The sequence below is a fragment of the Deinococcus sp. NW-56 genome (assembly GCF_002953415.1).
In the GTDB taxonomy this organism is placed as follows: domain Bacteria; phylum Deinococcota; class Deinococci; order Deinococcales; family Deinococcaceae; genus Deinococcus.
In genome coordinates this window covers 76345-96203 of the sequence record NZ_CP026518.1, presented here as the reverse complement: position 1 = coordinate 96203, position 19859 = coordinate 76345, and the positions used below count along the sequence as shown (strand labels likewise).

Annotated in this window: 18 protein-coding genes and 1 pseudogene; 8 read left to right on the top strand and 11 right to left on the bottom strand. The window is 64.0% G+C overall.

What is annotated here, in order from left to right; translation table 11 throughout:
- Positions 1-27 precede the first annotated feature (27 nt).
- The 5 genes from C3K08_RS16085 to istB all read left to right on the top strand — a co-directional run bounded on the left by C3K08_RS16085 (position 28) and on the right by istB (position 6650).
- The gene (locus C3K08_RS16085; protein WP_104992463.1) at positions 28-1296 is read left to right on the top strand and encodes a hypothetical protein; all 1269 of its coding nucleotides are present in this window, start codon (positions 28-30) and stop codon (positions 1294-1296) included.
- Positions 1297-1548: 252 nt separating this feature from the next.
- Positions 1549-3054 carry a hypothetical protein gene (locus C3K08_RS16080; RefSeq protein WP_104992462.1) on the top strand — a complete coding sequence of 502 codons (1506 nt, stop codon included), beginning with the start codon at positions 1549-1551 and terminating at the stop codon, positions 3052-3054.
- 194 nt (positions 3055-3248) lie between these two features.
- Positions 3249-4247, top strand: a complete 999-nt coding sequence (locus tag C3K08_RS16075; protein WP_104992461.1) for a DUF262 domain-containing protein — start codon at positions 3249-3251, stop codon at positions 4245-4247.
- A 71-nt stretch (positions 4248-4318) separates the two neighbouring features.
- The gene (gene istA / locus C3K08_RS16070; protein ID WP_104992460.1) at positions 4319-5884 is read left to right on the top strand and encodes an IS21 family transposase; all 1566 of its coding nucleotides are present in this window, start codon (positions 4319-4321) and stop codon (positions 5882-5884) included.
- 7 nt (positions 5885-5891) lie between these two features.
- Positions 5892-6650 carry an IS21-like element helper ATPase IstB gene (gene istB, locus C3K08_RS16065; protein WP_104989849.1) on the top strand — a complete coding sequence of 253 codons (759 nt, stop codon included), beginning with the start codon at positions 5892-5894 and terminating at the stop codon, positions 6648-6650.
- An 88-nt stretch (positions 6651-6738) separates the two neighbouring features.
- On the opposite strand, the gene C3K08_RS16060 is transcribed toward istB, so the two are convergent.
- Positions 6739-7853 (bottom strand): IS3 family transposase gene (locus C3K08_RS16060; RefSeq protein ID WP_234009238.1). Its coding sequence is split into 2 segments (ribosomal slippage): positions 6739-7604 and positions 7604-7853, totalling 1116 coding nucleotides; the frame shifts between segments, so codons are not numbered across the junction.
- 421 nt (positions 7854-8274) lie between these two features.
- Between C3K08_RS16060 and C3K08_RS16055 the strand changes: the two genes are divergently transcribed.
- A complete protein-coding gene (locus tag C3K08_RS16055) occupies positions 8275-8682 on the top strand; it encodes a DUF3105 domain-containing protein (protein WP_158680035.1) in 408 nt (135 codons plus the stop codon).
- 222 nt (positions 8683-8904) lie between these two features.
- Here the strand turns inward: C3K08_RS16055 and C3K08_RS16050 are convergent, their stop codons facing one another.
- The 5 genes from C3K08_RS16050 to C3K08_RS16030 form a co-directional block, all read right to left on the bottom strand.
- A complete protein-coding gene (locus C3K08_RS16050) occupies positions 8905-9525 on the bottom strand; it encodes a hypothetical protein (RefSeq protein WP_104992458.1) in 621 nt (206 codons plus the stop codon).
- Positions 9518-9829 (bottom strand): PadR family transcriptional regulator, encoded by a 312-nt coding sequence (locus tag C3K08_RS16045; protein WP_104992457.1) that lies wholly within the window; start codon positions 9827-9829, stop codon positions 9518-9520. The genes C3K08_RS16050 and C3K08_RS16045 overlap by 8 nt, the downstream gene beginning before the upstream one ends.
- A gap of 105 nt (positions 9830-9934) precedes the next feature.
- Complete coding sequence (locus tag C3K08_RS16040; RefSeq protein ID WP_158680034.1) at positions 9935-11362, bottom strand: replication initiator protein A; 1428 nt, start codon at positions 11360-11362, stop codon at positions 9935-9937.
- Between the two features lie 521 nt (positions 11363-11883).
- Positions 11884-12393 carry an RES family NAD+ phosphorylase gene (locus C3K08_RS16035; RefSeq protein ID WP_104992455.1) on the bottom strand — a complete coding sequence of 170 codons (510 nt, stop codon included), beginning with the start codon at positions 12391-12393 and terminating at the stop codon, positions 11884-11886.
- Positions 12390-12836 carry an antitoxin Xre/MbcA/ParS toxin-binding domain-containing protein gene (locus C3K08_RS16030; RefSeq protein ID WP_104992454.1) on the bottom strand — a complete coding sequence of 149 codons (447 nt, stop codon included), beginning with the start codon at positions 12834-12836 and terminating at the stop codon, positions 12390-12392. Before C3K08_RS16030 ends, C3K08_RS16035 begins: the two co-directional genes overlap by 4 nt.
- Before the next feature lie 666 nt (positions 12837-13502).
- Here C3K08_RS16030 and C3K08_RS16025 point away from each other — a divergent pair.
- Positions 13503-14801: an IS701 family transposase gene (locus C3K08_RS16025; protein WP_104989851.1), complete on the top strand. Its 1299-nt coding sequence runs from the start codon at positions 13503-13505 to the stop codon at positions 14799-14801.
- 36 nt (positions 14802-14837) lie between these two features.
- Here C3K08_RS16025 and C3K08_RS16020 read toward each other — a convergent pair whose 3' ends face one another.
- The 5 genes and pseudogenes from C3K08_RS16020 to C3K08_RS16000 all read right to left on the bottom strand — a co-directional run bounded on the left by C3K08_RS16020 (position 14838) and on the right by C3K08_RS16000 (position 18955).
- Entirely contained in the window at positions 14838-15635 is a 798-nt protein-coding gene (locus C3K08_RS16020) for an IS5 family transposase (protein ID WP_104989958.1), read from the bottom strand.
- Positions 15636-15717: 82 nt separating this feature from the next.
- Positions 15718-17016, bottom strand: a complete 1299-nt coding sequence (locus C3K08_RS16015; RefSeq protein WP_104989851.1) for an IS701 family transposase — start codon at positions 17014-17016, stop codon at positions 15718-15720.
- 78 nt (positions 17017-17094) lie between these two features.
- Positions 17095-17880, bottom strand: coding sequence for an IS630 family transposase (locus tag C3K08_RS16010; protein WP_104991621.1), 786 nt, complete (start codon positions 17878-17880; stop codon positions 17095-17097).
- Positions 17820-18119: pseudogene (locus C3K08_RS18660) on the bottom strand (helix-turn-helix domain-containing protein); the annotation flags it as partial. The gene C3K08_RS16010 and the pseudogene C3K08_RS18660, both read right to left, overlap by 61 nt.
- Positions 18120-18232: 113 nt before the next feature.
- Positions 18233-18955 carry a hypothetical protein gene (locus C3K08_RS16000; protein WP_104992453.1) on the bottom strand — a complete coding sequence of 241 codons (723 nt, stop codon included), beginning with the start codon at positions 18953-18955 and terminating at the stop codon, positions 18233-18235.
- A gap of 333 nt (positions 18956-19288) precedes the next feature.
- On the opposite strand from C3K08_RS16000, the gene C3K08_RS15995 reads away from it, so the two are divergent.
- Entirely contained in the window at positions 19289-19693 is a 405-nt protein-coding gene (locus tag C3K08_RS15995; protein WP_104992452.1) for a hypothetical protein, read from the top strand.
- The last annotated feature ends 166 nt before the right edge of the window (positions 19694-19859 follow it).

The following is a 19859-nucleotide window of genomic DNA, read 5'->3' as shown; positions in this document are numbered from 1 at the left end:
TCGGCGACCCTATGCCATGCTCCCGGCATGTCCGACCGTCCTGTTCGTCCCACACCCGGGGTTGGGATCCGTATCTACGATGACTTCGCCGAGGTGCGGCTAAGAGTCGAGAGTGCCGAGCATCGCCTCGCCGTCGCCTTTCCGCACGACACCTGGCGCCAGATGGTGCCCCACTCCCTGACGTTGCTGGATTTGCCCTTCACCGTCATGTCCAGTGCGCCCCAGCCTTCCTGGCTGGCATCCTTGGAAGGAAGAGCGGTATGGCTGGAGACGTCGGAAGGACGGCAGCAGGTCACCCTGATTCGCGCTGAGGACCTGCTGGTCCAGGACGCAGAGGGCGCTTACTTGCATGCGGGAGAGCGGCAACTGCGCTTCCCTGAGCCTCCCCCTGTCGCCAACAGGGGCGAAGGGGCGCTCGTCAATTTCGAGCTTCGCGCACCGGGTGAAGGCGTGCTGTCCTACCTGACCCAGGCGCTGACCTGGCAGGCCCACTACACCTTGGAGGTCGACGGGGAGGGCGTCGCGCGGCTCACCGGTCAGGCCGAATTGAGCAACGGCACCGAGCAGGCGCTGATTCCTGAAAGCGTCACCCTGATGGGCGGCCAAGTGCGTCTGTCCGGTCCCCGGTCCGGGCGCCGCGGCGCCCGGACCGGAATCGTCTTCGCTTCCGCGCCGCACTTCTCCCCGGAGTTCGAGGACGTCCGCGAAGTGGCCGGGCTCTACACCTTCGAGCTCCGAAACCCACCGGTACTCCCTGCCCGCGGGAGTGCGGTCGTCCCCTTTCAGGACATCGACCTTCCAAGCTTCCAATCCATCGCTGGACTCTTCCGTTCCTTCGACACCCGTTCGCCCACCCAGGGAACGTGCTCCCGGCACTACCTGCTTCGGGCGGACCAGCCCCTGCTGGCCGCTCAGGTCACGGTCCGGGAGCGGGGCTACCTCGTGGGTCAGGCGAAATGGACTGAGACAGCCAGCGGGGATCCCGTCAACTTCTCCCTCGGGTCCGACCCAGACGTGACCTACACCCGCCACGTTCAGGAACGGGTGCCGCCAGTGGAGCCGGAGCGACCCTCTCCCAGCACCCGCCAGGTCGAGTACCGGGTGACCTATACGTTCCGCAATGCCAAGGCGAGACCGGTCCTGCTGCGCCTGGGTGAGCATCTGGGCCGCGGCACCGTGTTGGCTTTGACCGGGGACGCGGTCCTCGCCGAACAGAACGTCACCTTCGAGACGACGCTGGCGGCAGGGGAAGTGCGGGAAGTGGGCTACGAGGTGGTGCTGGAAGAGCGCGAGTGAGCGGCCTCACCGCCACGTCGTTGGACGACGCCCCAGGGAGAGGAGCGACTCAGGACTCCAGCCAGGCGGAGGTGGGGCGGGGTGTGCCCGCAACTGCGCTCATCCCGGTCACACACGCGTTCTAATATCGACCGATCAACACCCGAACGACCTGCTCTTCAGCGCATGGGCCTTTCCCGAGCGAGGCCATGAACACCCGGGGCGGGCGGTCCTTCGCCATAGCCACCTGCTTCCTTTGAAACGAGGTCCCTCTTGCGTTCCCTGCCCCCCCGCATCCGCCTGAGCACCGAGCCGCAGTTCATGGAGTTGATGGATCAGCTGACCCGGACCATGAAAAGGGAGGGACGTCGCCCGAAGTTCACCGCCTATGGAGGCCACACCCACGATCTGCCGCTGGACCCCCGGGCCTACACCTTCGAGGACCACGGCGCGGCGGGCCACCGGAACTGCGCAGCCTGCCGGGTCGACCGCCAGCGGCGCTTCGCGCTGTTCGTCGAGACGCCGCAAGGCTCCCTGGGTCCAGTAGGCAGCACCTGCCTTTTCGAGCGGGTCCTGGGGCTGCGGCCGCAGGAGGCGCAGCGCCTGGCACGTCTGCTGGAGCAGGTGGCCCGCGAGGCCGCGCATCGCGAGGGGCACCGCTCCCTGCTGCGTGGCCACCCTTCCCACGTCCTCTACCTGCGGGCCCTGGGATTGGAGTGGACACGTGACGCCCAGCTGCTGGCCCGCGCCCCATTGACCCATGCGCAGCGGCAGGCCTTGCGGGCCTGGAACCTCGCACCCCTCTCCGCGTTGCCGCTCCGGCTGTTCGAGGTTCTCACCGCCCTGACGCCCAGTTCTCGCTCAGCCGACCTGGCGGCTCAGGCCCCCGGGAGCCTGGCGGCCGAACCTGCGCGAGCCGGCACTACCATCACGATCAGTGAGCGCAACCGGGCGGCGCGGCTGGGGCGAGCGGCCCTCGAGCGCCGTAAAGATCTCGGAAAGGCGCGCACGCACCTGCCTGAAGGAGGAATGCGCCCGCTGACCGAGGGAGACCTCGACATCCTGCGGTTCGTCCTTTCACGGCCGCTCCCGGAAGAGGACCGCAGCCTCTTCGAGGCACTGCAGCAAGCTGGACAGACGAGCCGTGCCGACTGGCAGCGGGTTCTGCGTGCCCAGACCGCTTCGAAGGCGAGACCCAGCGAGACGCAGGCTGGCCACCAACTGCTGGCCGAGCTCGGGGCTTGGCTGCCGCGGCAATTTCATGCTCAGGTGAGCTTCCTGCAAAACCCCAGGGCACCAGGCATCAACCCGAAGCTGAAGGCGGCCATAGACCTCGCAGAGGCCGCCCGGGATAAGCGGCAGCCAGCCGTCAGCCCAGAAGACGTCGAGACCAGAGCCCACCAGCTCGCGGCGCTACAGGTCGGGTTCTGCCACCCGCTGGCGCATTTCGGTCCATGGCGACGCTACCTGAAGACTCACCTGCGCCATGCGCCCCTCACATCTGCGATGGCCGCTCTGGTCGGCTTGGACTCCACCGCTGAAGAACGCAGGCAGAACATCACGCAGCGGGCGGAGCTGTTGCAGGTCACGCTCCGCTGGACTCTGGAGCTGACCCAGCAACACGATCTGCTGCGCTGGTACGTCCGTGATCCCGAAGGCGTCCTCGCGCGCTCCGTCTTCGTGGCCGAGCATTACGCCCGAACTGGCGAGTTGCACGCCCGGACCCTCCGCTGGTTGCGTACCCTGGCCGAGCAGGACGGCCACCCGGTGGCGACGTGACCCACTCGTGCAGGCTCGGGGGCGCTGGACGGTCCCGTCCTGAGCCGACAGCGTCGGAGCATCGGCATGGCCGCCCTATTGGCCGAGATAGGCGGCCCTGAGAGATCCTCCAGGGGCCTTCCAGAGCCCTGAGGCAGGGAACAGCGTCCACAAAGTGTGCCGGTCCGGTATGAAATGCTCCGTATCCTCGGGTCATGCGGCCTGACAAGCGTGGTGTCCTGGAGCTGTTCGAGCGTCCTCAGCGGTACGTCATCCCGCTCTATCAACGGCGGTACGTCTGGACGGAGGAGAAGCAGTGGGAACCGCTCTGGAGCGACATTCGCCGCCGTGCGGAGGCTGAACTCGACCAACGCGGCCGCGTCAAGCCCCACTTCCTGGGGGCCGTGGTGTTGTCGAACATCCGCACCTTCGGACGCGAGTTGCAGGCCTTCGACGTCATCGACGGCCAGCAGCGCCTGACGACCTTCCAGCTGTTCCTGGCCGCCTTTCGGGACGTGGCCAAGGAACTGGGTGTCCAGGCCCTGGAGCGGGAACTCGAGCGCGTCACGCTGAACGACGGCTCTCTCAGCCATGACCTGGAACGCTACAAGGTCTGGCCCACCCGGTTCGACCAGTCCGGGTTCCAGCGGGTGCTCGACCGCACTCCGGGGGACACGATCGAGCAGGAGGTGCAGGCCAGTCAGAAAGACTTCAAGTTCGTACCGAACACCACAGCCGCCTACACGTACTTCCTCGGCGAACTGCGCACCTGGCTGACCGAGGACCCTGATCCGGCACGGCGCGCCGAGGCGCTCTTCACGGCCCTGCGCCGCTCCCTGCAGGTCGTCACCATCGAACTGGAAGAGGACGACGACCCGCAGGTGATCTTCGAGACCCTGAACGCACGGGGCGAACCGCTGCAGCCGGCCGACCTGGTGCGGAACCACATCTTCAGCGACGCCTCCCGCCGGGGTGAGAACGTCCAGACCCTGTTCGACCACTACTGGGCCCCGTTCGACGAGGACGGCAGCCTGTGGCGCACCGACGAGTCCCGGGGCCGCGTCACCCGGCCGCAACTGGCCTGGTTCCTGACCGCTTTCCTGACCGTGAAGCTGGAAGAGGACATCACTGCGTACGCTGGCGTAATCCGGCGGGGGTCGCTGGAGTTATCCGGCACCTTCCGCTGGTCTAATCCGGCACCCTGCGCTGGTTGATTCCGGCACCCTCCGGTCGCGGACGAGACTCCCCTGGTCATCCTTGCAGGATGACCAGAAAGCGAGCGTCCATGCGAAAAATCAGGGAAGTCTTGCGGTTGAAACTGGAACTGAAGCTCAGTGACCGCCTCATTGGACAAAGCGTCCAACTCGCCCGCAGCACCGTGCAGGATTACGTCGCACGCGCTCAGCAAGCGGGGCTGAGCTGGCCTCTCCCCCCAGAGCTGGACGATGTCCAGCTCGAAGTGCTGCTCTTTCGTACCCGTGAGCAGGCTGCCGTCAGTGTCACCCACCAGCCCGACTGGGCCGCCATTGACCGGGAACTGCGGCGCAAAGGCGTCACTCGTCAACTGCTGTGGGAAGAGTACCGTCGGCACCATCCGGACGGCTGGCAATACGCAACCTTCAACGAGAATTACCGGAAGTGGAAGGCCACAACGGGCCTGACCATGCGCCAGACCCACCGGGCAGGTGAGAAGCTCTTCGTCGACTACGCCGGACTGACGTTGCCCTTGACCGACCCGAGGAATGGGGTCGTCCAGGCTGGCCAGGTGTTCGTGGCCACCCTGGGTGCCAGCGACTACACCTACGCCGAAGTGACCCGAACCCAGGGCATTCACGATTGGATCGCGTCGCATGTCCGGGCGCTGGACTTCTTCGGTGGAGTGCCCGAGATCATCGTCCCGGACAACCTCAAGGCTGGCGTGACCCACGCCAGCCGCTACGAACCCGAGCTGAACCGCACCTATCAGCAATTCGCACAGCACTACGACGTCGCCGTCATCCCTGCCCGGGTCCGCAAACCCAAAGACAAGGCCCTGGTGGAAGTGCACGTGCAGATCGTGGAACGCCGCATTCTCGCCCCGCTGCGCGACCGGGTGTTCTTCAGCCTGTCCGAGGCGAACGAAGCGGTCTGGGAACTGCTGAACACCCTCAATGGGCAACCCTTTCAGAAGAGGCCAGGCAGTCGCCGCAGTGAGTTCGAAACCCTGGATCAACCCCTGCTGCGCCCCTTGCCCGCCCAGCCCTTCGAGGTGGCCGAGTGGAAGCACGCCACGGTCGGTCTGGACTACCACGTCGTCGTCCAGGGGCACGCGTACAGCGTGCCCCATCACCACGTCAAGACCCGGGTGGATCTGCGACTCACCGCGCGGTTGATCGAGATCTACCGTTCAGGCGTACGGATCGCGGTTCATCACCGGGTCCCCGACGCGCTGACGTCGGCCCGGCAACAGACCACGGTGCCGGACCACATGCCCGCCCACCACCGGTACTACCGCGAGGTGGGTCCGGACCAACTCCTGGGTCAGGCTCAGCAGATTGGGGAGGCCACGACGACCCTGGTGCGCGCCATCTTCGACGGAGATCAACATCCTGAACAGAGAAAGCGCGTCGTGACGGGTCTGCTTCGCCTGCACCGCGAGTACGGGGAGCGGCTGGAAGCGGCCTGTCGGCGGGCGTTGGCTCTGCAAGCGCACAGCTTGCAGAGCGTGAAATCCATCCTGAAGCACCGTCTGGACGAAGCGCCACTCCCCGATGCCCCCACCGCACTCCCTGTAGCCGACCACAGCAATCTGCGTGGTCCTGGGTACTTCGCAGAGATCGACGAACCGGGTGCCGAGCGCACCCTGAATTGAGGTTGACATGTTGCCCCATCCGGTGATTCAACAGTTGCGCGCCCTGAAGCTCGATGGCATGGCGCTCGCTTTGCAAGAACAACAGGAACAACCTGGTCTCCGCGAGCTGAGCTTCGAGGAACGACTCACCTTGCTGGTCGACCGTGAGCGGGCCTGCCGGGATACCCGGGGCTTGCAGCGCCGCCTGACGGCGGCGCGTTTGAAGGTCAATGCGAGCCTGGAAGAGGTGGATGTGAAACACCCGAGGGGGCTGGATGCCCGGTTGCTGCGTTCACTGGCCCAGGGTCAGTGGCTCGCCGAAAAAAGGGGGGTCATCATCACCGGCCCCACGGGCGTCGGGAAGACGTTCATCGGGTGTGCCCTGGCGCACCAGGCTTGCCGTCAGGGCTTCACGGCGTTGTATGCGCAAACCGGGCGACTGTTGCAGGAACTGACCCTGGCGAAAGGGGATGGACGGTATCTGAAGCTCCTGGCGAGCATCGCCAGGGTGAACGTCCTGATTCTGGATGACTGGGGGCTGGATGTGCCCACAGCGGAAGGTCGAAGGATTTTGCTGGAGATTCTGGATGACCGCTATGAACGGGCTTCGACGATCATTACCAGTCAGTTCCCGACCCCGGCCTGGCACGCGAATCTGGGAGATCCCACGCTGGCGGACGCGATCTTGGATCGCGTCCTGCATCACGCCTACCGGATCGAACTTCGGGGAGAAAGCCTCAGAAAGAAGAGCAGGAAGTTGACCCCGGAGACGGTCAGCCTTTCATAATGGGGACAGCTCGTCCGTTGGCTGGGAGGGTGCCGGATTGAGGGTGCCCCAATTGCGGTACCAGCCGATTTGCAAAAGTCAGCGTACCTCAGCCCGCCTGTTCGAGGCGGGCGAATTCGTTCGGGGTCCGTCCACCGAGCGAGGTATGCGGCCTGACGGCGTTGTAGTCCTGGCGCCAGGCAGAGAGGATCAGGCGTGCCTGATCCAAGCTTTGGAACCAGTGCAGATTCAGACACTCGTCCCGGACACGGCCGTTGAAACTCTCGATGTAAGCGTTCTCGACGGGCTTCCCCGGCCGGATGAAGGTGTGCGTGATGCCACGCCCATGGGTCCAGAGATCCAGGCCCTTGCCCGCGAACTCTGGGCCATTGTCGGTGGTGATCGACTGCGGTGCCCCCCGGAAGCGGACCACCGCTTCCAGAGCGCGGACGACGTCATGCCCGGTGATGGAGGTCCCGACGTGCATCACCAGGCACTCCCGGGTGAAGTCATCCACGACGTTCAGGACCCGAAACCGCTGCCCGGAGGCCAGCTGGTCCGACATGAAGTCGAGGCTCCACCGCTGATTGGGCGCAGAAACCGCAGGTTTCTGCTGTCGCTCTCCTACACTGAGCTTGCGGCGCTCCTTCTTTCGAACGGCCAGCCCTTCAGCCCGGTAGATCCGGTAGACGCGCTTGTGGTTGACGGTCTCGCCCTCTCGACCCAGCATCAGGTGAATCCGCCGGTACCCGAACCGAGGTCGCTCTCGGGCCAGTGTGCGGAGACGCTCGACCAGGCGTTGGTCTTTTTCCCTTTTGGGGCTGTTCCGTCTTTGCGTGGTCCGGGAAAAGCCCAGCACCCGGCAGGCCCGACGTTCGCTGACCGCAAAAGAATCCCGCAGCAGGGTCACCATCTGCTTTTTGAGGGGCGTCTGCGCCTGGGACGACGTCCCAGGCGTCACCACTTTCGCCCCACCACCTCCTTCAGCATGGCGTTGTCGAGCGACAGATCCGCTACCAACTTCTTCAGGCGCTGGTTTTCTGCTTCCAACTGGCGAAACTTGCGGGTCTCGTCTTTGGTCATCCCACCGTATTTGGCTTTCCAGCGGTAGATGGTCGTCATCGCGACTCCATGGAGTCGCGTCAGATCGCTCAGCGGCGTGCCTGCCTCAAGCTGCCCGAGGATGTCCAGGATCTGTTGTTCGGTGTACCGTTTGCCTTTCATGTGCCTCCAAGTTTGCTGCTCGATTTGCAATCAGACTGGCACCGGAAACAGGGGCAAGGTCAGGATAACTCCATTCCTGGAGGCCGGATAACTCCAGCAGCGGGTGCCGGATTGGCCAGCATACGCAGCAGGATGAGGATTCGCTTCACGGGGACAGCCTGTCAGAGCTCTGTTCAGGTTCGGTAAGCACCGGGTGGTGCTGCGCTGCGCAGGACGTCGTCCAGGCTGCGCCCAGCTTTACCAGAATTGAACAGTTGCTCCCTAGCGTGGGCACGTCATGAACACTCGCAGAACGTCCAACGAGACCTTCACTTCGGCGCCACCACGCCGTACTCCCTGGGTTGGGGTCCTGGTGGGGGCCCTCGTGCTGGGGCTGATCGGGGGGACCTGGTGGTCGCGTTCCGGCGGCGAAGCTGGAGGGATGGGCCAGACGTTTCCCAATCAGGGCCAGGAACACATCGCCGTCGGTGCCCAGCACCCCGCGTACAATTCCTTCCCTGCCACGAGTGGCTGGCATTACGCTCAGCCCCAGCCCTGGGGGACCTTCGTGTATGAAATCGCGCCGGAGGCGCTGGTGCACAACCTGGAGCACGGTGGCGTGGTCATTCAGTACAATCCGTCGCTCCTGAAGCAGGACGTCGGGCAACTGGAGGCCATTCAGCGGCGCTTCCCGAACAAGACCGTCGTGGCACCCAACTCGCAACTCGAAGTCCCGCTGGCCCTGACCGCCTGGCGCCGGCTGTACACCCTGGACACGTTGGATGAGGCGAACATCGTCGAGTTTATTGAGCGGTACAAGAACCGTGCTCCTGAACGCTTCCCTGACTGAACCCCGTTGAACAAGGGGGCTGCGGCCCAACACCAAGGTGCTGTAGTCCCTCGTTGGGCAACCCCCTCCGGAATTCATCCGCGTTCCGCTGACCGGTCGGGCGTCCCACCTGGAGCAGTCGCCAGACGCGAACTTCTGCGCGTCGTGGGGTACCCTGCGGCGAGGAAACCGATGGGCCGAACGTGCGCAAGCATATGGGTGAACTGGTCAACCGCGCAGCGGTCAGTTCACGGGCCGTCTGCGGGTCCGCCACAGACCGGCACGCCGGAAATCGCGTCCGTACAGCAGGGTCATGCCGGCGCAGAAGGCCGCAGCAAACCACGCGTGACCAAACCAGAGACTGTCGACGATAACCAGGCCGCAAATGACCAGCTCTGCCCGCCACACCCAGTCGGGCAGTCGCCCAGCTGGAAACCAGGGCGGATCAAAAGACCGGCGCCCCAAGGCGGGGCCGAGGAGAAGGACCAGGACGGCCACGGCGACCAGTGCCCCCGTATCGCCTTCGGACCAGGCACGGCGAGTGCCTTCGGGCACCCCGACCAGGAGGCTGATGCGGGCCAGCCAGATGAAGATCGGCTGGAGTCGGTCCAGGAGGCTGTTCAGGAGTGGCGCACGTGCAATGCGCAGGCAGCTCAGGGCGTACCCGAACTTGCTCCATTTCCCTGGGAGTTGATCCAGGATCGCCAGCCACTCGTGTTCACGTTCTGGAGCGCGTGTGGAGAGGGAGCGGGCGGCGCGCTTCACCATGGTGTCCGAGAGGCGGGGAAGCCAGTCGGTGATCTCCCCCAGGGCTGCCGCGAGAACCACGCTGAGAAGGAGTTCCGGCCAGTTGAGGTCAGGCACGCGCTACACCAGCGAGCCCTGGAGGAAACAGCGCGGCGCGTGCAGCTTCGAAGGTCCTGATCCCTTCACCCGTGAGGGTGTAAAAGCGCCTCGGGCGCCGACCAGCCACCCGCGGATTGATCTCCTCCCAGCAGGCCTGAATGAGCTTCAGGTCCTCCAGCTTGTCCAGGATGGGGTACAGCGTGCCGTTCCCGATCCCAGTGGCCCGGCTCAAGCTCAGACCGTACTGCTGCCCAGTCGTGTCGCTGTACAGGACGGCCATGACCTTCATGGCATTCATGTTGATCTGTGGGCCGGGGGGCATGTCGGCATCTTCGACTATGGGGGGCAGCTTGTCAACCACCGGACTCGGGAGGGCCACAGGGAGCGATCCGGGCTGTACGGGAGACTGGCCCCCTGCTCTGCTGGGTCAGGCGCTGGCGCCTGCGCTGCTGTGTGCCATCAGGGTGTCCTTGAGGTTGTCCATGAAGGCCTGCAGGGTCAGCGTGGCGACGGCCGCGTTGGCTTCACTGAGCAGCACACTGGCTTCCAGGTCGCCGGAGCAGCAGCTGGCTTCGAGGACTTTCCAGAGGTCTGCTCCGAGGGGGCGTTGCAGCAGGAGTCGCAGGGCACTGCGGTGAACGGCCCACTGCTCGTCTGGAGGAAGCTGGAGTTGCGAGCGGCGCAGTGCTTCGAATTCCTGCTCGGCTTCTTTCTCCGATTCAGCGGTTTTTGGTGTTCTCGAACCGGGCACCTGCGTCTCACGGGAGGGCTTGGGCGGAGCGTAGGCGTACTTCCCGCTTTCATCCACCAGGATGTCCCAGGCGTACGCCCCGCGGCTCTTTCTGAAGCGGGTGGTGCTGGCCAGGATGCCTTCGGCCATCGCGACCCGCTCACGAACCCGGCCCGGGCCGTGCTTGCGCACGTACGCGCGTGCCTGGGTGTCGGTGATGCCCAGGGCCTTGATACGTCCGACGAGCTCGAGTTGTTCGACGGTGAGCGGGTAATCCGGGCGCTGGGGGTTGAACACGTACTTCACGCGCTGCTTGGACCCGCGACCGGAGAAGGTGGCGCTCTGGAGGAATTCGCTGGCGATCAGCTCCTCGTGGATCGGCACGATGGTCCGCCGAATGCTGTCTGGACGCAGGTTGATCAGCCGGAGCAGTTGCCCCAACTCGATCAGGTCGTACTCGAGGAATCCTTGCGCGGCGGTATGTGGGTCGCTGTACCACAAGGTGTCGAGTAGACGGAAGAGGGTCCGGCTCTGGCTGCCGGACAGTTTCAGCATGAAGTCCAAGTCGAACGGCCGGACCCTGGGAGAAGAGAGGCTGGCGGCGACCACCTTGTCCAGGGTGATCTTGAGTTTGGTCCCGGCGCCGAAGCTCTTGAGATTCAGGTGACGGGCTTGGCCCTGAATCTCTTCGATGCGCTCCAGGGAGCGGAACGTCACGCGTCTGGCTGTGCCGCCCGGGTGGTCGAGCCAGCCAGCAATCTTGTAGAGGGTGCCGGACAGCCGGGTGAGGCTGTCATGCATGATCCGGTAGTTCTGGCTGCTGTCGGTGCGCCCGAGCATGCGCAGCAGCTCATAGGCGCTGCAATGCACCGCGTTGTCCTTGGGTTGGCCCTGCTCGAGGTAGAGGTTGCTGAGCACCAGCATCATGTCGTTGTCCGGACCGTGGGGAAACCCGTAGGAGTTGCCCAGACACTCCACGTGCATCTGACGCCCTGCGATCTCGAAGGAGTGTTCCCAACTCGTTTCACCAGGCTTCAGGCGGGTGAGGCAACTGATCAGGGACGCTTCCGCCAGATTCAGGTCGTCGAACTTGGATCGCAGAACCGGGGCGCTGGACGACGTCATTTGCTCAACCATAACACGATGGTTGATCAAGATCTTAAAGAAAAGAGATAAATAATAAAGAAGAATCTTCTTCAGGACAGGAGGAGGGGTGCTTTACTGCACGGCATTTTTCTTTTAAACCCCACAAAGTGGACGGGTGAAACGCTACGAAGTGGACGGGTGAAGAGGGGCGAAGTTCCACGAACTGGACGGCCCAACAGGGGGAAAGCTCCACAAAGTGGACGGGCGGAGCTCCACGAACTGGACGGGTGTACGGGTGTGACTGGCAAGCTTCTGCAGGCCTTTCCCACGAACTGGACGGGTGGCTCAGCTGTAAAGTCACCACAAAGTGGACGGGTGGAGATGGACGGAACCCCACAAGCTGGACGGGTGGCGTGAGGTGGAACGCCACAAAGTGGACGGGTGGGAAGAGGGCCGGGAAGGCTGCCCCGCAGAGCTTCCTGGCTCTGGAGGTGCAGTTCACGGTGGGGAGGGAACAAGACGCGGGGCCCTCAGGGCCCCGCGTCTTGGGTCGTTTTGATCTAAAGCCGCGGATCCATGGGGAGGGGATGGCAGCTCAGCAGCTGGACAGCCCGTTCGAGATCAGGATGGCGGGCATTGATGAGGTAGTTGGCGTGGCCAGGGCCATAGGCATACAGGGGGAGGATGGCCGAGGGGATCCGGAGGACGGGCGAGGCCTGCAAGTCGTACCATTCGTCGCCGATGACCTGGGTTGCGGGGGTCTCGGGGTGGGCGTTCCAGGTGCTGGGCAGCTGGGTGAGGTCCAGGTCGGCGATGGCTCCGGGATCCACCTGGAGGGTGACGTGGCCATGGGGGACGGTGTGGAGGACTTCGCGGTCAACGTGCACGATGACTTCCAGCATGGCCTGGGTGAGGGTGTCGCTGGCGAAGATGATGCGTCGGTCGTGCCGTTGGCCTGGGTCAGGGGTGTTCCAGCGGCTGCCGTAGCGTGCGGCACCGATGCCGTGTTCGGGGAGGGTAGGGAGGGCGGCGTACTGGAGTTTGCTGATGCGGTGGAGAGTCAGCTTCACGTGTGGACTCCGTGCTCGAGCCTGCTCAGCACGGTGGTCACGTACTCGGCACCTCCAGGGAGGAGGGCGAACTGAAGGGGCGTGCGGGAACCGAAGGTCACCCGGGGTGTCTGAAGCCAGGTGTGGGCCGCCTTCGTGTTGCCGAAGTAGTGCTCTGCGGCTTCGGTGACGCGTGCCAGGTGGTAGAGACTGGCACTGACTTCCGGTTTGATGGGCCGGTTCTGACGCCGGTGGCTGTGGTAGGTGCTGGGGCTCAGCCCGATCAGGTCGAGTGTGTCGCCCAGCGAGAGCCCCAGGTGGTTGGCCAGGCGTTCCAGCGTGACGGGATCAAAGCCGTCGTGCACCGCGTCACCCAAGTCCAGCAGGGTGGTGGCCTTCAGGCCGAGGAGTGAGGCACCGGGGAGAGCGGGGGGCGTTCTTGTCGGTGTAAACGTTTGCGTCATGTCGCTATGCCTTCGGCGCGGAGGTGAGTCTGGGTGCCCTTGGCACGTCGACTCACGTCATTGAGGTAAGGTCAGTCCTTGACTGAGTGTCACCTGCGCGGAGGTGAACCCCGGCAGCGTCCCTTGGACACTTCAGGGTGACCGGGCTGCCTGGCAAGCCTGGTGGCGTGCAGTCTGAGGACAGTGCCCTTGGCATGGTCCTCCCCGATCCTTGACCAGGTGACTGGCGGCGCTGAGGGTGAGGCCCAGGAACCTCGCCAGCTGAGGTTGCGGCCTCAACGAGTGCAGTTTAGCATTTTTTTTGTTTATATGTGGAGTGCCGTGGGGTCATTCAGGGTGGCTCAGGGCTGGACGGGTCCGGGGAAGTGCAGGGGAGGGTTCCCTGACTTCCTATGAAGTTGGGCCAGCATGCTCTTACTCGCCGGTCGCGATGAGCATGCAGGGGCGCTCGATCAGGTCGGGGCGGCCGTTCTGTAAGCAGCCGAGCATGGTGTGGAGGAGGGGTTGCCGGGGGCACTGCTGCTCGCCGTACCGCCAGGGCCGGCGCATCAGGGCGTAGAGGTGGTCCTCGGCGAAGTGGCTGGTGAGGAAGACGCCTAGCTGTACTTCGGGAATATTCAGGGAGGGGACACAGGGGCCAGCATCTCGGATGCTGGCCCCTGTGCTATGGCTCGTTCTCTGCCTCGCTGGACCCGACATTTCCCTACCTGGTTTGCGCCCTTTCTGGTGCATTTTCGCCACCGAGCCCAGCGGACCTGGGCGCCTCTGTACGTCCGTGGATTGTGCAGCACGGTCCACCGAAAAAGCATGCAGCCCTTGGCTGCCGTCGTGGCGCCCGGGAAAGAGGACCATCTCCAGCAGTTCATCACCGACAGCCCCTGGCTGACCGAACCCCTGGAAACCCTGCTCGCTCAGCGGGCTCAGCAGATGCTGGGTGGCAAAGACGCCGTGCTGATCATCGACGACACCTGCTTGACAAAGTTCGGCACCAAGTCTGTCGGCGTCGCCCGTCAGTATTCCGGGCAGGTCGGGAAGATCACCCCCTGTCAATGCCTCGTCTCCCTGACGTTGGCCCAGCACGACTTGCCGGTTCCGCTCGCCCTACGGCTCTTCTTGCCACAGGAGTGGACCAACGATCCCGCTCGGCTCAGGGCGGCTGGTGTTCCGTTGGAACACCAGCCGCCACAGACCAAGTGCGAACTGGCGCTGAAAGAGTTGGACCGGGTGCGTCCACACGTCACCTTCGGCATGGTTCTGGCGGATGCGGGGTACGGCGTGAACGCCCGGTTCCGGCAGGCACTCACCGAGCGAGGACTGCTGTGGTCGGTCGGCATCACCCGCACGCAGACGGTCTATCCCAGGGACGTTCGCTTGATCCCCATCCCTCGGATCTTCCGGGGCAGGAAACCGACGCACCCAACCCCATCCGAGGACCGACTGTCGGTAGAAGAAGTGCTGGCGGGTGCTGCATGGCAGCACCTGGTATGGCGACATGGAACCAAAGGCCCGCTCTCCGGACGCTTCGCGGCTGAATACGTTCGCCTGGCAGACGGGGAGGAGTACGCTCGCAGTCAACATCTGCCGGGTCAAGCCGCCTGGATCATCGGAGAACAGCGACGAGGTGAGGAGCGCAAATACTACGTCTGCAATCTGCCCCCTGACACGCCGTTGTCGCGGTTGGTGGAAGTCACCAAGCGCCGCTGGGCGTGTGAGCTGAGCCACCGGGAGCTGAAGGACGAAGTCGGGCTGGACCACTTCGAGGGCCGGTCCTGGCAAGGTCTGCATCACCACGCCGTGCTGTGTATGGTGGCCCTGACCTTCCTGCAATGGCTTCGCCTCACCCAGCCCGACGACCTCAGAGGCGACACCATTCCGGCCATTCGAGCGGAGGTGGCAGGGGACTTGCCCCTGCCACCTCCTTGCCGCCGATGTCACACCTGCACCGCCTTATTCAGCGGCCCCTGAATATCCCCGAAGTACAGCTAGAGGCTGCCAAGAACCCTAAGCAAAAAGTGGCGTGAGGTTGTGGCAGAGCAGAATGCAGGCGGCGAGGAAGTGGAACCCAACCAATGTGGAGGGAAGGCGTTCCAGATCTCGGCTCAGCCTCCGGAAGCGTGCCAGCCACGCAAACGAACGTTCAACCACCCAGCGTTTCGGAAGCAGGATGAACCCCTTGGTCGCTTCTGGACGCTTCACGACGACCAGCTCGACGCCCGCATCCGTCGCGTCTAACGCGGTCTGGACTCCCGTATACCCTTGATCCACGAAGGCGACTTCCACCTGTGCTCCGGTGGCTTCCTGCACCTCTAGGCACAGGTCTTTGACCTGTGCCCTGTCCTGTTCGTTGGCTGGGGAAGTGAGGATAGCCAGCACGTGTCCCAGGGTGTCCACGGCGAGGTGAACCTTGGTGCCCTTGCGCTTCTTGGCCCCGTCATAGCCCGCACGGTGACCGCTTTCAGGTGTGCTTTGGAGGGTTCGGCTGTCCATGACCACCGCGGACGGCTCGGGATCTCGACCTTGCTCCACCCGGGCCAGGATTCGCAGGTCGTGGGCGGCATTCTCGAAGCAGCCTGCCACGAACCAACGGTGCGCCTGTTGGCGCACCGTCTCCGCAGGAGGAAAGTCGTTTGGAAGATAGCTCCACTGCGCCCCCGTGCGGGCCATCCACAGCAAGGCGTTCAGGACATCCCGGATGGGGTACTTCCGTTGACCTGCATCCGCACGGCTGAGCAGCAGGTACGGGAGCAGGAACAAGTAGGTGTCATCGTCAACGTCGCTGGGGTAGCCTCGCCGCGTCACCCACCCATTCTGCTGTTCTCAGAGCCACGCCCCTCGAGTTCGTCCCTGTTCTTGGCAGCCTCTAGCTGTACTTCGGGGATATTCAGGGGCCGCTGAATAAGGCGGTGCAGGTGTGACATCGGCGGCAAGGAGGTGGCAGGGGCAAGTCCCCTGCCACCTCCGCTCGAATGGCCGGAATGGTGTCGCCTCTGAGGTCGTCGGGCTGGGTGAGGCGAAGCCATTGCAGGAAGGTCAGGGCCACCATACACAGCACGGCGTGGTGATGCAGACCTTGCCAGGACCGGCCCTCGAAGTGGTCCAGCCCGACTTCGTCCTTCAGCTCCCGGTGGCTCAGCTCACACGCCCAGCGGCGCTTGGTGACTTCCACCAACCGCGACAACGGCGTGTCAGGGGGCAGATTGCAGACGTAGTATTTGCGCTCCTCACCTCGTCGCTGTTCTCCGATGATCCAGGCGGCTTGACCCGGCAGATGTTGACTGCGAGCGTACTCCTCCCCGTCTGCCAGGCGAACGTATTCAGCCGCGAAGCGTCCGGAGAGCGGGCCTTTGGTTCCATGTCGCCATACCAGGTGCTGCCATGCAGCACCCGCCAGCACTTCTTCTACCGACAGTCGGTCCTCGGATGGGGTTGGGTGCGTCGGTTTCCTGCCCCGGAAGATCCGAGGGATGGGGATCAAGCGAACGTCCCTGGGATAGACCGTCTGCGTGCGGGTGATGCCGACCGACCACAGCAGTCCTCGCTCGGTGAGTGCCTGCCGGAACCGGGCGTTCACGCCGTACCCCGCATCCGCCAGAACCATGCCGAAGGTGACGTGTGGACGCACCCGGTCCAACTCTTTCAGCGCCAGTTCGCACTTGGTCTGTGGCGGCTGGTGTTCCAACGGAACACCAGCCGCCCTGAGCCGAGCGGGATCGTTGGTCCACTCCTGTGGCAAGAAGAGCCGTAGGGCGAGCGGAACCGGCAAGTCGTGCTGGGCCAACGTCAGGGAGACGAGGCATTGACAGGGGGTGATCTTCCCGACCTGCCCGGAATACTGACGGGCGACGCCGACAGACTTGGTGCCGAACTTTGTCAAGCAGGTGTCGTCGATGATCAGCACGGCGTCTTTGCCACCCAGCATCTGCTGAGCCCGCTGAGCGAGCAGGGTTTCCAGGGGTTCGGTCAGCCAGGGGCTGTCGGTGATGAACTGCTGGAGATGGTCCTCTTTCCCGGGCGCCACGACGGCAGCCAAGGGCTGCATGCTTTTTCGGTGGACCGTGCTGCACAATCCACGGACGTACAGAGGCGCCCAGGTCCGCTGGGCTCGGTGGCGAAAATGCACCAGAAAGGGCGCAAACCAGGTAGGGAAATGTCGGGTCCAGCGAGGCAGAGAACGAGCCATAGCACAGGGGCCAGCATCCGAGATGCTGGCCCCTGTGTCCCCTCCCTGAATATTCCCGAAGTACAGCTAGTACAGCGTTCATTTAATACGAATGGCTTCGTAGTGCCGTCCTAGCGTCCGGCGGGCGACCTGGGTGGAGAACTGCCAGTTGAGGGTGACGCCCGCGCGTGAACGCGCTGCCACCCAAGCCTCGACTTCCGACCGAAGCCGTTCCAGCACTGGAATACGCCGGTTCAAGCACTGCCGCTGAAGGGCACTGAATTCCAGTTCTGCCATGTTCAGCCACGAGGCATGTTTGGGCGTGTAGACCCACTCGAAGCGGCCCACCAACCGGTGGGCCGCCTGTGGCGACATGAACTTGTAGAAACTGCCGCCGTGATGCGTATTGAGGTGGTCCTGAACCAGGGTGATCTGGACGGCTGCTGGATAGGCCCGTTCCAGGTTCTGCATGAAGGCGGTGTACTCCTCGGCGGTCCGTCGGGCACAGACCTGGACAAACCGTCGGCCTGTTTTCGGCTCGACGGCCAGCAACACAGCCGCGCTCCCAAAGCGCTGGTATTCGTAGTCTTGTTTGGCGACTCGCCCCGGTTCCGATGGAACCGGGGCCATGACGTCACCGATCAGGAAGCAGGGTTGCTCATCGAAGCACAACACGGGAAAACGGTCGTCGTAGGGCCGAGAGTACACGTCCAGAACGCGTTCCATCTCGCAGAGGAAATTCGCCGTCAGGTGCGCGATGCACCACTGCCTTTTGCGGTGCGGCTGGACCGCGTTTTTTTCAGAATGTAGAACACCGTCGACGGAGCGATGTGGTCGACCAAGTTCAGCTCTACAGCCTTCTCTGCCAGCAAGCGAATACTCCATTGTGCGTGACCTTCGGGCGCCTCACTGCACGCCAGCGCGGTGATGGCCGCCCGGTCTTTGCCGTCGAACTTCGCGGGTCGCCCCGTATGCGGCGCATCGAACAGCGCCGCGTCCAGTCCCCCCAGGGCAAAGCGTTTTCGGGTCGCTTGCACCATCTGGACGCTGATACCGAGGGCGTCCTTGATGGCCGAGTCCGTGACCTGTCGATGGGCCAGCAGCAGAATCCGGGCGCGGGTCATGACCCGCGCCTTGCCACTGCCCTTCATGGTCATGCCGTGCAGAGTCTGTTCTTGCTCAGCACTCAAAGTCACTGGATAGCGAAGAGGACGGCTCATACCTCACTATGACAAATTCAAAAACGCTGTACTAGGGCGATGAAGCTCTCTTTCGGCTTCGCCGTGTCGTTGATCAGCGCGATAATTTGCCGGTCCCGGTCCGTCCGTGCCGGTGCGGCGGCGACCTGTTTCGGCATGTCTAGCTGGGCGGCGGGCACCACGGGCGGCAGGGACGCAGGTGGTGCGGCCGGTGCCGGCGAGACGCGCACCGGTGGAGCGGATGGTGCAGGTGCCGGGGTCGCCGGTGAGGACGTGGGCCTCGGTGGCGTGACGCCTTGCGGTGTATAGGTAAGCATGCCGTTCGGACCGGCGGTCCACGTTCCCGATCCGCCCACCTCGTCGACGACCTTCTCACAGGTTCCGTTCGGTGCCATGCGGAAGACCATCCGCTTCACCGGCCCCCGACCGTCGGAGACGCCGACTTGGAGGGTGCCGTCCATGGACCGCGACTGTCCCCAGTAGTCCACATGCGGTGTGCTCAGGCGCACGCTGCACATCCGGTTGGCGCGTTCTTGCAGCATCACGAAAGGCGCGACCCCACCCTTCTGCGGCCCTCCGGCGGGACCGGAACCGTAGATGCCGGCGCCCAGGTGAATGAACTTCACCCCACTGACCGTCTTGGTCGCCGGGTACTGGTTGCCCTGCGCTAGGCTTCCGGAGGCGGTGGCCACCAGGCCGAGGAGAAGGAGGAGCCGTGTCACGGCGGCATCGTAGAGCGGTTTCGGCGTCTCGGTGGCCACATCTGCCGACCGGCTCTCAAGAGTCCGAACTCCACGTCGGGTGCCTAGATTCCACTTGCATGGAGGGCTGAAATCGTCATATGGATCTCTAGATTGAGCAGCTTCCCGCCGTGTCTATTCCCTTGCCACCGCATATGCACCGGCACAAGCAGGAGCGCACCGGTACACTGATGTCTTGAGCTCTTGAAACACATTTCCGTCGCTCCGCAGCAATAGGTGGTCGTTCCGCACCTGCGAAATGTGGGTCCGGGTGAGCGCCCTCAATCTGCTGATGTCAGGGCGGGCCCGTGGTGGGGATCGGTGGCCGGTAGGGTAGAGGCTGAAGGAGACGGTATGGATGACATGGATGACGACGTGATGGAATGGCGTGCTCCGCATCTGATGGGTCTGTCCCAGGAGCTGTTGAAGGCTGAGCTGCGGAGCGTGGAGGAAGTCGCGCAGTACGACCTCGAGGTCTGGTCCCCGAACGGCTGGATCAGCGTCTCGCGCCTGCTCGGCCGCTGGCCACGGGTGCGGGGGCACCTGGCGTACGAGGCCGAGATTCTGGAGCGCTACCTCGCGTGGCGTGAGGACCTGGTCCGGAACGGCGACATCACCCTCGAGGATCTGGACGTCACGCTCCACCGTCTGGCGCTGTACGAGGACGACGAGCTGCTCTACGCGCTGCTGGTGTTCGATGTGCCCAGGTGGGTGCAGCAGCGCATAGGAGAACAGCCGCGACCTTCCCTACTGGCTTGACAGGCCAGCCCTCTCACGCACGAGGTGTCCATGCTGCTTCGGCAAGAATTCTGCCCCAACTGCGCCTACACCTCTGCGGGGACTGGAGGTCTGGGAATGACGTTCTCTCGTCCCCAGCGCGAGACCGTGCAGTGCTCTGACTGCCGGGACTGACGGACCTGCCGTA

Coding starts and splice junctions, on each gene's coding strand:
- C3K08_RS16045 (WP_104992457.1), bottom strand. CDS start 9,829: ATGCCCCCCGGCCCACAGATCAACATGAATGCCATGAAGGTCATGGCC.
- istA (WP_104992460.1), top strand. CDS start 4,319: ATGCGAAAAATCAGGGAAGTCTTGCGGTTGAAACTGGAACTGAAGCTC.
- C3K08_RS16025 (WP_104989851.1), top strand. CDS start 13,503: ATGGCTCGTTCTCTGCCTCGCTGGACCCGACATTTCCCTACCTGGTTT.
- C3K08_RS16040 (WP_158680034.1), bottom strand. CDS start 11,362: ATGACGTCGTCCAGCGCCCCGGTTCTGCGATCCAAGTTCGACGACCTG.
- C3K08_RS16085 (WP_104992463.1), top strand. CDS start 28: ATGTCCGACCGTCCTGTTCGTCCCACACCCGGGGTTGGGATCCGTATC.
- C3K08_RS16030 (WP_104992454.1), bottom strand. CDS start 12,836: ATGACGCAAACGTTTACACCGACAAGAACGCCCCCCGCTCTCCCCGGT.
- C3K08_RS16015 (WP_104989851.1), bottom strand. CDS start 17,016: ATGGCTCGTTCTCTGCCTCGCTGGACCCGACATTTCCCTACCTGGTTT.
- C3K08_RS16010 (WP_104991621.1), bottom strand. CDS start 17,880: ATGGAGTATTCGCTTGCTGGCAGAGAAGGCTGTAGAGCTGAACTTGGT.
- C3K08_RS16075 (WP_104992461.1), top strand. CDS start 3,249: ATGCGGCCTGACAAGCGTGGTGTCCTGGAGCTGTTCGAGCGTCCTCAG.
- istB (WP_104989849.1), top strand. CDS start 5,892: ATGTTGCCCCATCCGGTGATTCAACAGTTGCGCGCCCTGAAGCTCGAT.
- C3K08_RS15995 (WP_104992452.1), top strand. CDS start 19,289: ATGGATGACATGGATGACGACGTGATGGAATGGCGTGCTCCGCATCTG.
- C3K08_RS16055 (WP_158680035.1), top strand. CDS start 8,275: ATGGGCCAGACGTTTCCCAATCAGGGCCAGGAACACATCGCCGTCGGT.